9 protein-coding genes are annotated in these 12,413 nt (G+C 59.7%); 2 read left to right on the plus strand and 7 right to left on the minus strand.

Translation table 11 applies throughout. From position 1 onward, the window contains the following. Positions 1-8: 8 nt before the first annotated feature. The 3 genes from KCG45_RS13575 to KCG45_RS13585 are packed head-to-tail and all read right to left on the minus strand — an operon-like array spanning position 9 to position 6,290. Positions 9-3,593 carry an error-prone DNA polymerase gene (locus KCG45_RS13575; protein ID WP_218317844.1) on the minus strand — a complete coding sequence of 1,195 codons (3,585 nt, stop codon included), beginning with the start codon at positions 3,591-3,593 and terminating at the stop codon, positions 9-11. A gap of 1 nt (position 3,594) precedes the next feature. Then, entirely contained in the window at positions 3,595-5,052 is a 1,458-nt protein-coding gene (locus tag KCG45_RS13580; protein WP_255548229.1) for a UdgX family uracil-DNA binding protein, read from the minus strand. After that, positions 5,052-6,290, minus strand: coding sequence for a putative DNA modification/repair radical SAM protein (locus KCG45_RS13585; protein ID WP_218317845.1), 1,239 nt, complete (start codon positions 6,288-6,290; stop codon positions 5,052-5,054). Before KCG45_RS13585 ends, KCG45_RS13580 begins: the two co-directional genes overlap by 1 nt. A 210-nt stretch (positions 6,291-6,500) precedes the next feature. On the opposite strand from KCG45_RS13585, the gene KCG45_RS13590 reads away from it, so the two are divergent. Further along, the gene (locus tag KCG45_RS13590; RefSeq protein WP_255548230.1) at positions 6,501-7,232 is read left to right on the plus strand and encodes a carbonic anhydrase; all 732 of its coding nucleotides are present in this window, start codon (positions 6,501-6,503) and stop codon (positions 7,230-7,232) included. A 71-nt stretch (positions 7,233-7,303) separates the two neighbouring features. On the opposite strand, the gene KCG45_RS13595 is transcribed toward KCG45_RS13590, so the two are convergent. From KCG45_RS13595 to KCG45_RS13605, 3 genes are all read right to left on the minus strand, one after another. Next, entirely contained in the window at positions 7,304-7,642 is a 339-nt protein-coding gene (locus tag KCG45_RS13595; RefSeq protein ID WP_255548231.1) for a PilZ domain-containing protein, read from the minus strand. 78 nt (positions 7,643-7,720) lie between these two features. Next, positions 7,721-9,289: a DUF6504 family protein gene (locus KCG45_RS13600; protein WP_369410806.1), complete on the minus strand. Its 1,569-nt coding sequence runs from the start codon at positions 9,287-9,289 to the stop codon at positions 7,721-7,723. Continuing rightward, positions 9,231-10,094 carry an ImuA family protein gene (locus KCG45_RS13605; RefSeq protein WP_439648932.1) on the minus strand — a complete coding sequence of 288 codons (864 nt, stop codon included), beginning with the start codon at positions 10,092-10,094 and terminating at the stop codon, positions 9,231-9,233. The genes KCG45_RS13600 and KCG45_RS13605 overlap by 59 nt, the downstream gene beginning before the upstream one ends. A gap of 182 nt (positions 10,095-10,276) precedes the next feature. On the opposite strand from KCG45_RS13605, the gene KCG45_RS13610 reads away from it, so the two are divergent. Beyond that, a complete protein-coding gene (locus KCG45_RS13610; protein WP_218317847.1) occupies positions 10,277-10,759 on the plus strand; it encodes a pyridoxamine 5'-phosphate oxidase family protein in 483 nt (160 codons plus the stop codon). 77 nt (positions 10,760-10,836) lie between these two features. Here KCG45_RS13610 and KCG45_RS13615 read toward each other — a convergent pair whose 3' ends face one another. Then, entirely contained in the window at positions 10,837-12,270 is a 1,434-nt protein-coding gene (locus tag KCG45_RS13615) for a sodium-dependent transporter (protein ID WP_218317848.1), read from the minus strand. Positions 12,271-12,413 lie beyond the last annotated feature (143 nt).

Here is a 12,413-nt window from a genome sequence, read left to right on the forward strand (position 1 = left end):
GCAGGCACCTAGTGAAAATCGCGCGATTTAGGAAGTATCCTCACATTGCGCGGATGAACCCTCGTGTTGGGAGCATGCACTCGGCCGCGTTTCGGCGCTACGCCTGCATCGGGCAATTGATCGATCAGGTCGCGCGGGCGGATCGTATCGTTCTCCGCCTCGATCAGATTGTCTCTTGGGTTCATCACGCGTTTCCCGCCAACTTGTGAGGGGAGCGGCGAGTTCACATGATCGGCGCGCGCGATCGGCGCGTTCAGCATATCATCGGACAGTCGGTAAAGTTCATCGGTCGCATCGGTCATGTGATGCGCAATGACATGGATCACTTCGTCATCATATTCGACCCGCCCGCGCACTTCCATCAAGCGCGCGCCCATCACGACGCGGCGCTGCTTCTCCTTGAGATCGGGCCAGACGACGAGGTTGACGACACCGGTCTCGTCCTCGAGCGTGATGAAGCACACACCTTTCGCGCTGCCGGGACGTTGGCGGATCAGAACCACTCCTGCGACCTGCACCATCGAGGCGAACTTGCGATCACGCAGGTCGCATGCCCTTACGAAGCCGCGCTCGCCAAGCGATGCACGCAGGAATGCCATCGGATGCGCTTTCAGACTGAGCCGCGTGGTCTGATAATCGGCCACGACCTCCTCCGACATCGGCATTTGCGGCAGCTGTACCTGAGTGCGTTCCGCCCCCTCGTCACGCTCCGCAGCGGCACGGAAGAGCGGCAAGTCGGGCCCGGCGATCAGGCTGCGCGCATCCCACAATGCCTGCCTGCGCGACAGACTTAGAGACGAAAAGCAATCCGCGCTCGCAAGACGTTCGATATGCGCAGGGGAAAGCCCCGCTCTCTCTCGCAGTTCAGCGGCATCGCGATAGGGCCCGTTCTCCTCACGCGCCGCAACCAGCTGAGCGGCAATATGTTCGGGAAAACCATCGACCTGCCTCAGTCCGAGCCGCAAGGCGATGTGATTGTCCAACCTGTCGGTGCGCCTTGCCTCACCCCCTACTCCTGCTTCGCCGATTTCCTCCAGCGTGTTGTCCCACATGCTGCAATTCACATCCGCCGGAAGCACTTCGACGCCGTGCTCGCGTGCATCGCGGACGATCTGTGCGGGTGCGTAGAAACCCATCGGCTGCGAATTGAGCAGGCCGCATGCGAAGGCGGCCGGGAAATGGCATTTGAGCCAGCTGGACACATAGACAAGATGCGCAAAGCTCGCCGCGTGGCTTTCGGGAAAACCATATTCGCCAAAGCCGCGGATCTGGTTGAAACATCGCTGCGCAAAGTCGCGCTCGTACCCGCGTTCGACCATCCGTTCGACCATCATGTCCTGAAGCTCGTCGACCATGCCGCGCGATCGGAAAGTCGCCATCGCCTTGCGCAGCCGGTTCGCTTCCTGGCTTGAGAATTTCGCAGCATCGAGCGCGATCTTCATCGCCTGTTCCTGGAAAATCGGGACGCCGAGCGTGCGCTTCAGAATACTGCTCAGTTCATCGGGCGGCCCATGCTGGGGCGACGGCGCCGGTATCTGCACCGGCTCCGCCCCGCGGCGGCGCTTGAGATAAGGGTGTACCATGTCTCCCTGAATCGGTCCCGGACGGACAATCGCGACCTGGATCACGAGGTCGTAAAATTCGCGCGGACGCAGGCGCGGAAGCATGTTCATCTGCGCGCGACTTTCGACTTGGAAAACCCCCAGCGAATCGCCCTTGCGCAGCATCGAATACGTCTCCGGGTCCTCGCGCGGTACCGTGGCGAGGGTCAGTGCCCGGCCATGATGCGTCTCCAGCAGGTCGAGGCATTTCTTGATGCAGGTGAGCATGCCAAGCGCGAGCACATCGACCTTCAGAATGCCCAGCGCCTCGATATCGTCCTTGTCCCACTCGATAAAACTGCGATCCGCCATCGCGCCATTGCCGATGGGGACAGTCTCGCTCAGCGCGCCTTCGGTCAGGATGAAACCGCCGACATGCTGCGAGAGGTGACGGGGCATCCCGATCATCTGTTCGGTGAGTTTCAATACGCGTTTGAGGTGCGGATCCGAGATATTCATGCCGGTTTCGGCGGCGTGCTTCTCGTTGATTTCGCGGCCCCAACCACCCCAGACGGTTTTCGCCAGACTCGCGGTGACATCCTCGCTCAAACCCATCGCCTTGCCCACTTCGCGGATGGCCATGCGTGGGCGGTAATGGATGACGGTCGCGGTCAACCCGGCGCGGTGGCGACCATATTTTCTGTAGATATACTGGATCACCTCCTCGCGCCGCTCATGCTCGAAATCCACATCGATATCGGGTGGCTCCTTGCGATCTTCGGAAATGAAACGGTCAAACAGCAGCGCATGCTTGGCCGGATCGACCGAGGTGATGCCAAGGCAATAGCAGACGGCCGAGTTCGCAGCGCTCCCGCGCCCCTGACACAGGATCGGCGGGTCGACCCCATTGCGGGCGTAATCGACGATATCCTTGATCGTCAGGAAATAGCGCGCCAGTTCCATCTTGCCGATCAGTGCCAGTTCCTTGCCCAATGTTTCGCGCACGTAGTCCGGCACACCGGAAGGATAGCGCCAGTCGGCTCCCTTCCAGGTCTCGCTTTCGAGATATTCCTGCGGACTCATCGCGTCTGGGTAGATTTCATCCGGATATTCGTAGCGCAGCTCATCAAGGCTGAAATTGCAGGCATCGGCGACCTCGCGCGCGGCGGCGATGGCGTGCGGCCAGCGTGCGAACAGGCGGACCATTACGTGCGGAGGCTTCAGGTGCCGCTCCGCATTGGCGTGGAGCAGGTGTCCCGCTTCTGCCACCGTGGTTTTGTTCGCGATCGCCGTCATCACGTCTTGCAAGGGGCGGCGCTCGGGCGCGTGATAGTGCACATCGTTGGTGGCGAGCAGGCCAAGGCCACTGGCCTGCGCGAGAGCATCAAGCCGGTCGATCCGGGCGATGTCGTCACCGCGATACAGATAGGACGCTGCGAGATGACGGAGGCTTGGCAGGCCGTACACCAGATGTGGCAGCAAATCAGGAAAAGATCCGCTGATATCACCCTCCAGATCGCTGCCATCGAGCGTCACGACGTTGCTCGCCCAGGCGGGAATGGTGAAAAGCGTTTCCAGATCGTCCGGAGGAAGCAGTATTAACTGGCTGCCCTCGGCATGCTCAGCCAGCATCGCTAGATCGATCTCGCACGCCCCCTTTTCCTGCCACTCTCCGCTGAGCGTTTGCATCCGGCCCTGACTGATGAGGCTGCATAGGCGTCCATAGGCAGTGCGGTCTTTCGGATAGGCAAGGAAGCGCAGCCCCTCGACCGTCTCGATCCGTGTCCCGATCACGGGCCGCAGTTTGAGCGTTGTGGCTTCGGTATGGATGCGCACCACCCCTGCCATGGAATTCGCATCGGCAATTCCGATCGCATCATATCCGAGCGCGCGTGCGGTCATCACAAGATCCACCGCATCCGACGCTCCGCGCAGGAAGCTGAAACAGCTTGCAAGGCCAAGCTCGACGAAAGGCGCACGTTCCGGAACATCGATCAGGTCGGGATCGAGCTCTAACGTACGTTTGTCGGGAGTGAGCGGTGCGTCGGGCATGTCACGCCATCTGCTGCGCGAGCCGCTCTCTCACTGCGAAAAGATCGGCCGCAAAAAGTGCGGCCTGCTTTTCCTGAGCTTCGCCGTCGAGCCTGAGCAGGTAAGAGGGATGCGAGGTCACCCATAATTCTGCCCCGCCCTCCAGCGGGATCGGCGTACCGCGTGCCTTGGAAATGCTCACCGTCTTACCGATGAGGCCTCGCGCCGCGCTTGCTCCCAGAGCCAGGATCACGCGCGGTTTGATAATTTCGCGTTCTGCTTCGAGCCACCAGCGGCAAGTATCGATTTCCTTCGCCTGAGGCGTCTGATGGACTCGGCGCTTGCCGCGCTGAACGTATTTGAAATGCTTGACCGCATTGGTGACGTAAGCGCTGCTGCGGTCGATCCCGGCGCGCTCAAGATACTTGTCGAGCAATTGCCCTGCTGGCCCCACAAAAGCCCTGCCGACCACATCCTCCTGATCACCCGGTTGTTCGCCGACGATCATCAAGGGAGCGCCAACAGGCCCCTCGCCCATCACCGCACGGGTGCCGCATTCGGCAATGGGACAATCACCGCAATCGGCAATCGCCTTACCTATGTCGGCAAGGCTGGCTGGGCGCTGGCGTTCTTCACGCATCCCGGCTGCGACCATCCCAGCCTCACGCGCCTGCGCACCGGCGATCAGGCCCGGAATCAGTTCAGCCTCAGGCATGTTCTTCCAGTATTTCTTGGGCATTTCAGCTAGCATTGCGCCCACTTTCAACCGCGCCGGATTGAAGATCGAGGCGTAATAAGACTTCCACAAATCCTCGACCGGATCGCCTTCGGGGGCATCGCTGCGCTGCGCAGGGCCGCTTTCTCGCATTGTCTCGCCATCCCAATGGATGCAGCCGCGCGGCGTGAGGATCGACCAGTTCATATTGGCGAAGCGGCGCATGAAGAAACTGGCATTGGCCCGCACGATATGATGATCGGGTTCGAACCACGCGACATAGTGTTCTCCATCCTCGCTTTCGATTTCCCGAAAGCGCACGAATGCATGCATTTTATGACTGTCGCGGCGCACCGATTTGTCGAGCTCCTCGATCCGGCGCACGTCCGTATCGGCCTTGTCTTCCATTGCGCGATGGTTGGACTGTAGCCTCCAGAGCATTCGGTAGAGCAGGCCGAAACGTTCAGGGTCGGAATGCAGCGCAGCGTTACGGGCAAGCTTCATGAAGCGTTTGGAGGCGCGGACCGGCCGCGCGTCCTTTTCAGGCACGGGCAGCCGCTTTTCACCGCGAGAGGGGCCTTCAACCGCGAACAGATCGCTCGTCCCGCCCGGCTCGACCCAGCTGACCCGGTCGGGCGGTACATCGCATTGGATCAGCCCTCTTGCCCGCTCACGCCAGAAGGCGAAATCATCAGGCGCAGGCAGGTGGACGACGTAATGCGCTCCCAGTGAAACGTTCTGCATATTCGCTCTCTGCGCCGCCATCAGAACAGCTCCAGCTGCTCTTGTTTGGGTGCCAGCAGCGTGCGCAGGTCCGCGCGGTCGGTGAGCATCGTCGGTCGCCAATCGAGCGCGACAAGGAAAGGGCGCACCTTGGCAATCGACTGAGTCAGCTTCGCCACATCATCCAGTCTCAGCGTGCGATGCCTGCGCGCAGCCAATATGCGCCCCACCGCCGTCGTCCCCAGACCCGGCACCCGCAGCAATTGTTCCTTCGACCCACGATTGACGTCGACCGGGAAACTGCCGCGAAATTTGAGCGCCCATGCAAGTTTGGGATCGATATCGAGCGGCAAATTACCATGGGCATCCGTTGCCTGCGCCACTTCACCGGGAGCGTAGCCATAGAATCGCATCAGCCAATCGGATTGGTAGAGCCGGTGTTCCCGCATAAGGGGCGGACGTTTCAGCGGCAGAACGGCGCTCGCATCGGGGATCGGCGAAAACGCGCTGTAATATACCCGGCGCAGGCCGAATGCACCGTAGAGCTTGCTCGCCTTGCCCACGATATCCGCATCACTGGCATTGTCCGCGCCGACGATCATCTGGGTCGACTGGCCTGCGGGCGCAAAGCGCGGGGCATGCTTGAACCGTTTGCGCTCGTCCTTCGCCTCGATGATCCGTGATTTCGTCTTTGCGAGCGCGCTTTCGATCTGGCGTTCGTCCTTGTCAGGGGCGAGGCGGTTCAGCCCCTGGCGTGTCGGCAATTCGACATTGATCGACACCCGATCGGCATACAACCCTGCCTGATGAATCAATTGCGGGTCCGCCTCGGGAATGGTCTTCAAATGAATGTAGCCGCGAAAGTCGTACTCTTCGCGCAGGATCTGCGCGCATTCGACCATCTGCTCCATCGTGTGGTTCGAACTTTTGACAATGCCCGATGAGAGAAACAGCCCTTCGATATAATTGCGCTTGTAGAAATTGATGGTGAGGTCGGCGACTTCCTGCGGGGTGAATCGCGCGCGCCGCACATTGCTGCTCTTTCGATTGATGCAGTAGTGGCAATCGAAAATGCAGTGATTGGTCAACAGCACTTTGAGCAGCGAGATGCACCGCCCATCGGGGGCGTAGGCGTGGCAGATGCCCATCCCCTCGGTCGATCCCACACCTTTACCACCCAGCGAGTTTTTCTTCGCCGTTCCAGAGGACGCGCACGACGCATCATACTTTGCTGCATCAGCGAGGATTTCTAGTTTCTGTCTCAGAGTGTGTTGCGGCATTGGAACATCCTTATGTTCCTTTTATGTTCTCATGCCGGTTTGAGCAAATGCAAATGTTGCAATTCGTTTGGAACCGATGGCGAAATGGTACATTATCTGAGCACGGACCGGGCCCCTCTGGCGAGCAATCCTGCTCGTGATGTCGGACGTAACCTGCGGCAAAGCCGCTTGTGATACTGGGGGCGCGTCATCGCTCCCAAGGGAGCTAGAATGATGAAATACGCAATACCCCTCTTCGCTACTGCAGCTATCGCTATGGCCACTGTTTCCGCCACGGCGCAGGATTGGGACTATACCGACGGCGAAACGGCCGAGAACTGGTCGGAAGCGAGCCCTGAATTCGCTGCGTGCGATACAGGCATGATGCAATCCCCGGTCGATATCGATTCGATGGGTGCTTACGGAAACATCAGGATCGCCGCCGATTACGGGATGACTGACGGCACACTACGCCTTGGCAAGCATCAGGTTCAGATCGATGCAGCACCTGGCCAAGGAATGGTATCCGGCGATCGCCTGTTCAATCTCGTGCAGGTTCATTTTCACACACCTTCCGAGCACGCTATGAGCGGTGAACGCTATCCGCTGGCCGGACATTTCGTTCACGCAACGCGCGAAGGTACGCTGGGCGTGCTCGGCGTGCTGTTCGAAGAAGGCGATGCCAATGAAGGTCTGCAGATGATCATTGATGCCATGCCGGACGGTGACGGCGCTAACATATCGATCGACATGAGCAGCATGATCCCGGACGAGCTTGAAGTGTACCGTTACATGGGTTCGCTCACCACGCCGCCATGTAGCGAGAACGTAAACTGGCACGTGGTCGAAGACACTGTCGAGGCGAGCGCCGAACAGATCGCTGCTATGGAAGCGGCACTTGGCATGAGCGCGCGTTCGATGCAGCCACTGAACAACCGGTTGGTCGTCGCCCCGGCCGATTGATAGACCCACATTACACAAGAGGGCGGTGCTTTCGCAGCATCGCCCTCTTTCTTTATCGACATATGCGCGGCTTAAAGGCGGCGTTTATCGTCTTTTTCTGTGTCATGAAATTTGATGGACTGGGCTTTGCATAGATGGTCGAGCACAGCCGGGTGCATCTCCCCTTCGAATGCCACGCCGGCCAATTTCCCTTCGATCCAGGCTACCGTGCCTAGTGGAGCATTGACGCCGTTCACTCTCATCGTGACGCGGTCGCCCACATTTGCGAAACCGGCGGAACCCCTGATTTTGCAGCCGCCTTCGGAAATATCGATCAGATCTACATAGACGGGACGCGATTTGACGCGGCCTTTGACCGTCAGGCTAAGCGAGCGGCGCTCCGCAGCGCGCGAGATGCTGTGCATGTTCATAGTTAAGCTCTAGCAAGCAATCGTAAAAAAATGCTGAGCAAGATCGATCTTGCGTCACAGTAAGAATACTGATCGAATTCAAGCATATAGCCCTTGCAAATACCATTGCGGTATTCCCCCGCGACCATCGCCAGCAATTCCGTGGCGGTAAATCCAGTATCGCTGGCCTTCGGTATTCTCGATCCGGTAGTAATCGCGCAGCCGAGCAGTCGATTTCTCACGCCACCATTCAGGTGCAATTCTCTCCGGACCTTCGACCCGTGCCACCTCGCAGACCTGACCGCGCCATCGGAAACGCTGCGGCAAACCATCAGGTGAAGCATACAGCACCGACATAACCTCAGGCTTGTCCAATATTTTCAATGGTCTCTCATGGAATTCTAAAGTGTCCTGCGAACTCGGCTCGGGTTCCAGCGGCGGCTGCCAAGTTTGCGCGTGTTCAGGCAAGTGGCTGGCGCGCGGCACCGGTCGACGGACCGCATGCGCACCGAGGCGGACGGTCAGCCGGTCGATGCAAGCACCCAGCGACGTTCCGTGACGTTCGGATGCCTCTTCGACGTCGTCCTGCGATACATTGAGTGTTTCAGCCCAGCTGGCACGCAGGCGCACCGTCTCGATTCCGAAACCCGCCTTTATATCGTCCAGCCTGCCTGCAAAAAGCCGCGTGATATGGTCCGCTTCCCGCGTCGCCGCTGCCAGTTCGAGCCGCCGCACGATCACTTCACCATCGACGCGCCACAGGCCCAGCTCTAGCCGCCTTGCCCCTTCGCCGCGGGCCTCCAGCTCTCGCACCATGTCCTTGGCAAGATCGGCGAGAACCTGGTCGAGCAGCGAGCGATGCCGGATCGGTTCCATCAACCGGCGCTGCACCAGTGGCGCATGATGCGGGACCACGGGCAGCAGCGGCTCTGGCACTTTGCCCAGCAATTGATCGAGCCTGACCAGCGGATTGGCCGCTGGCGATTTGCGGTTGCGAAACCGGCGGTGAAACGCATCGCGGGCAGCGGCTTCAGTGCGGTCAACCGGACCGGTCGCAATGGCGGTGAGATCACCAAGCCGTTTGAGACCCAGCCTGCGCAAAACTGTCAGCACATCATGGTCGAGCCGCAGCGCAGCAACGGGAAGGTTGCCGAGACGCCGTAAGCAATCCTCTGTTGGATCCAGTATTGCACGGTCAGGGCCAAAATGCGCCAGCGCCCAGGCACCCCCGGCAGTGGGAGCGATCGCACAACGAGTCTGGAGGCCGCGGCTGGCAAAAGCTTTCTTGACGTCGTCAAGCAGCTTTACCTCGCCTCCAACCAGATGCGCGGCTGCGGTTATGTCCACCAGCACACCGTCGGGCGGATCAAGTGCGCTCCATGGTCCCCAGCGCTGACACCAGAGCGCCAGTCTCTCGAGATGATCGAGATCACCTGCCGGATCTGCCGGGGCGGTCCGTATGCCCGGACACAGCGTACGTGCATCGGCCAGCATCATGCCCACCTGCGCGCCCGCCGCGATGGCCGCATCGTTGGCGGCATCGATCCGCGGCCCATGGGCGGTTTCGGTGATCAGGGCAGTGGGGAGAGCATCAGCAGCCTCTCCCGCTTCACATCCTTGCGAAAGCCGCCAGCGATCGACCGACAGTCGGGCGAACCAGATCGCCAATATCCTGCGTGCCTGCTGCGACCGGACCTCCGGTGCGCCGCGCTCGCAAATGTCCGTTGTCATTGTTCAAAATCCATTCTCCGGGTGCATGGCTGCGCGCCCGGAACAGTTCGGCTTTCCATGCAGGCGTACCCGGTGCAGCAGCGTTCCAGCGTGCGGGTGCGGAGGGAGCCGAACTGACCCGCCAACGCATTCGCGCAGAGGATAGCTCCGCCCCGGCATCGAGCCGTACCAGCCACAGCGCTACGTCATGCTTTTCCGCAGCGAGGCTGAGCCTGCGCGAAGCGGTGAAATCGAGCGCACGCGGATTGCCGGATATCTCTCCGATTACGCAGGCAAGATCGCGGCACCGCAGTCCCTCCTCCAATGCGAACAGCGTATCTTCCGGACTGGCGGCTTGCACATGGATCAATCGGTCCCGCAATTCAGTCGGCAAGCCATGGCGATAGGGCCGGCCGCTACGCTGCGCTGCGCCCTTATCCTGTACCCACAAGACCTGGCGACGATCCTCGGCATGCGCCAATGGGTTTGCTGTTTTCACGGCTGTTTGAAGCGCATCACGCGCCAGCGCCAAAGCGAGCCCTGCCCCGCCCGCATCCGAGGAGCTGGAGAAGATTTCGCTATGCAAAGGCTGGTCGGAAAGGCCCGGACGCCAGCGACCTTCACGCGCTTTCGAAAGCGCGGCGATGTCCCTGGCGGAAAGACGCGGCATCGCGGCACGCTCCACGCCGGACGACTGGAAGCAATCCGGCACCGGAAAATCTTGGAGCGCCTTTGCGCCGCTGGAGCAAACGGAAACGGTCATCTGGAACCTTGAGAACACTTGGATGAAGACTCGCCTGAGTCTCATTTGTTCCCAATATGTTCCACACTCGATACTCAGATGCAATGCCCTTTGCGATCCATCCACCAAGAGCCTCATCCTGTCGCCCACCGCGGAACATCGAGCGAGTCTGGCCGTTAATCGAGCAAATATAGGAGATTAGAATGCGCTACGACCAAGGCAACGCCGACGAACTGAAAACGAAATTCTGGAAAGCACTGGACGATTCCCCGTTCCTCTTCCTTCAGCGCGACGGCGAACCGCAAACAGCCGTGCCGATGACCGCGCAGACCGACAAGGAAGCCGATAGCGCAATCTGGTTCTTCACTCAGAAGAACAGCGATTTTGCAAAACTCGGTCCGGTCACCGCCACCTACGAAAGCAAGGGCCATGACGTTTACGCCCGTTTCCACGGCAGCCTTTTCATCGAAGACAACCAAGAACGCTTCGAGCATTTCTGGAACAACTTCGTGAAGGCCTGGTACGATGGCGGCAAAGACGATCCCGACATCCTCTTCCTGCGTATGGATCTGCGCGAAGCAGAAATCTGGAGCGGCGAAATGGGTCTGCTTACAACCGCCAAGATGGCGATGGGCATGACCGTGCATGACGACGTTCAGGACAAGCACGCCGAAACGACACTCTAAAACGAATAGCCGGTAACAAGAACATAATACCGGGCCGCAAAAGGGCCGCTCCTTTCATCGGAGCGGCCCTTTTTTTGTCAGTCGCCGAGGATGGCGGGGAACAGCCCAGTAATCAGGATCGTCCCCACAGCCAGCGGACAGAGCCACGCAATCAGGAAACGCCAGACCGACAGCCAGATCCCGGAAATGCCGGTCATCTTCTCTACCAGGCTGCGATCTGCTTTCCAGCCGACGAATATTGCGGTGAAGAATGCCCCGAGTGGGAGCATCACCTTACCGGTGAAGCCATCGACCGTGTCGAGAATGTCCAGCTCTGCAAACAGTGGCCAGAACGCCAGCAGGCGAACGTCCGACCACACATTATAACCCAGCAGACACGCGATCCCGACCAGGAACGCCCCTCCCCCGAAGATCAGCGAGGATTTGCGACGGCTCCAGCCCATTTCGCCAATTCCCCATGCGGTCGGCACCTCAAGCAAGGAGATCGAGCTTGTAACCGCCGCGACGAGGATCAGGATAAAAAACAGGAGCCCGATCAATGCGCCCGCAGGCATGGTCTGAAACGCGAATGGCAAAGTCTGGAACACCAGCGTCGGACCAGCTGCCGGGTCGAGGCCCACTGCAAACACGATCGGGAAAATCATGAGGCCCGAAAGCAGGGCCACGCCCGTATCCGCAAACGCAATGGTCAGCGAAGTCGGCCCGAGACCCGAAGCGCCCTTGATATAAGAACCGTAGGTAATCAGGCCCGCAACGCCGAGAGACAACGAAAACAGCGCCTGGCCAAGCGCAGTGTTCATCACCTGCGGCGTCAGCTTCGACCAATCCGGAGTGAAGAGAAATGCCACCGCTTCATCCATGTCACCGACGAACGCACCGTAAATCGTGATCGCAATCAGCAGCACGAAAAACATCGGCATCAGGATCGTCGCCGCCGCCTCGATGCCGGAGCCTATCCCACGCGCCACGATGAACAATGTTACGCCCATGAAGGCGAGATGCATGCTGAGCAGCAGCGCCGGACTTGCGAACAGGTCGCCCATGCGTCCCTGTATCGCTTCCTGGCTTTCGCCGATCAGAGCGCCTCGAAACGGATCGCCGGCGAGCAAGGCGCTCACGAAATCGCCCCCCATCACCCCGACATAATAGAGTACCCAGCCAGCGACGACCGAATAGAAAGATACGATCAGAAACGCGGCTATCACGCCCAGAATACCGAACGCCGACCATGCGCCGGACGCACCGGACTTTTCGGCTACTTTACGGATCGATCCCACCGCATCGTCCTGCCCAGTCCGGCCGATGAAGATTTCCGATATGACAAGCGGCAGGCCGAGCAGAAACACGCAGGCGACGTAGAAGAGGACAAAGGCGCCGCCCCCGTTTTCACCGGCCAGTGTCGGAAAGCGCCAGACATTTCCAAGTCCGACAGCCGCTCCGACCGCTGCCAAGATAAACGCACTGCGAGAGGACCAGCCCTCCCGTTCGCCCGAAGCGGTGGATGCTACCATGATCGAAAATATACCCTCTTGCCGCGCGTTCCCGACGCGCAATCCCATATAGACCTCTCTGCAATGTTTCTGGTCCTACGCCAAGGGCTCAAAGAGATATCAACAATTGGCCTTTCCTCCGCAGGCCGTTAAAAGCCGCTGTC

The organism is Erythrobacter ani, from assembly GCF_019204025.1.
Classification (GTDB): Bacteria; Pseudomonadota; Alphaproteobacteria; order Sphingomonadales; family Sphingomonadaceae; genus Erythrobacter; species Erythrobacter ani.

Coding starts and splice junctions, on each gene's coding strand:
- KCG45_RS13580 (WP_255548229.1), bottom strand. CDS start 5,052: ATGGCGGCGCAGAGAGCGAATATGCAGAACGTTTCACTGGGAGCGCAT.
- KCG45_RS13575 (WP_218317844.1), bottom strand. CDS start 3,593: ATGCCCGACGCACCGCTCACTCCCGACAAACGTACGTTAGAGCTCGAT.
- KCG45_RS13590 (WP_255548230.1), top strand. CDS start 6,501: ATGATGAAATACGCAATACCCCTCTTCGCTACTGCAGCTATCGCTATG.
- KCG45_RS13615 (WP_218317848.1), bottom strand. CDS start 12,270: ATGGTAGCATCCACCGCTTCGGGCGAACGGGAGGGCTGGTCCTCTCGC.
- KCG45_RS13605 (WP_439648932.1), bottom strand. CDS start 10,094: ATGACCGTTTCCGTTTGCTCCAGCGGCGCAAAGGCGCTCCAAGATTTT.
- KCG45_RS13610 (WP_218317847.1), top strand. CDS start 10,277: ATGCGCTACGACCAAGGCAACGCCGACGAACTGAAAACGAAATTCTGG.
- KCG45_RS13585 (WP_218317845.1), bottom strand. CDS start 6,290: ATGCCGCAACACACTCTGAGACAGAAACTAGAAATCCTCGCTGATGCA.
- KCG45_RS13595 (WP_255548231.1), bottom strand. CDS start 7,642: ATGAACATGCACAGCATCTCGCGCGCTGCGGAGCGCCGCTCGCTTAGC.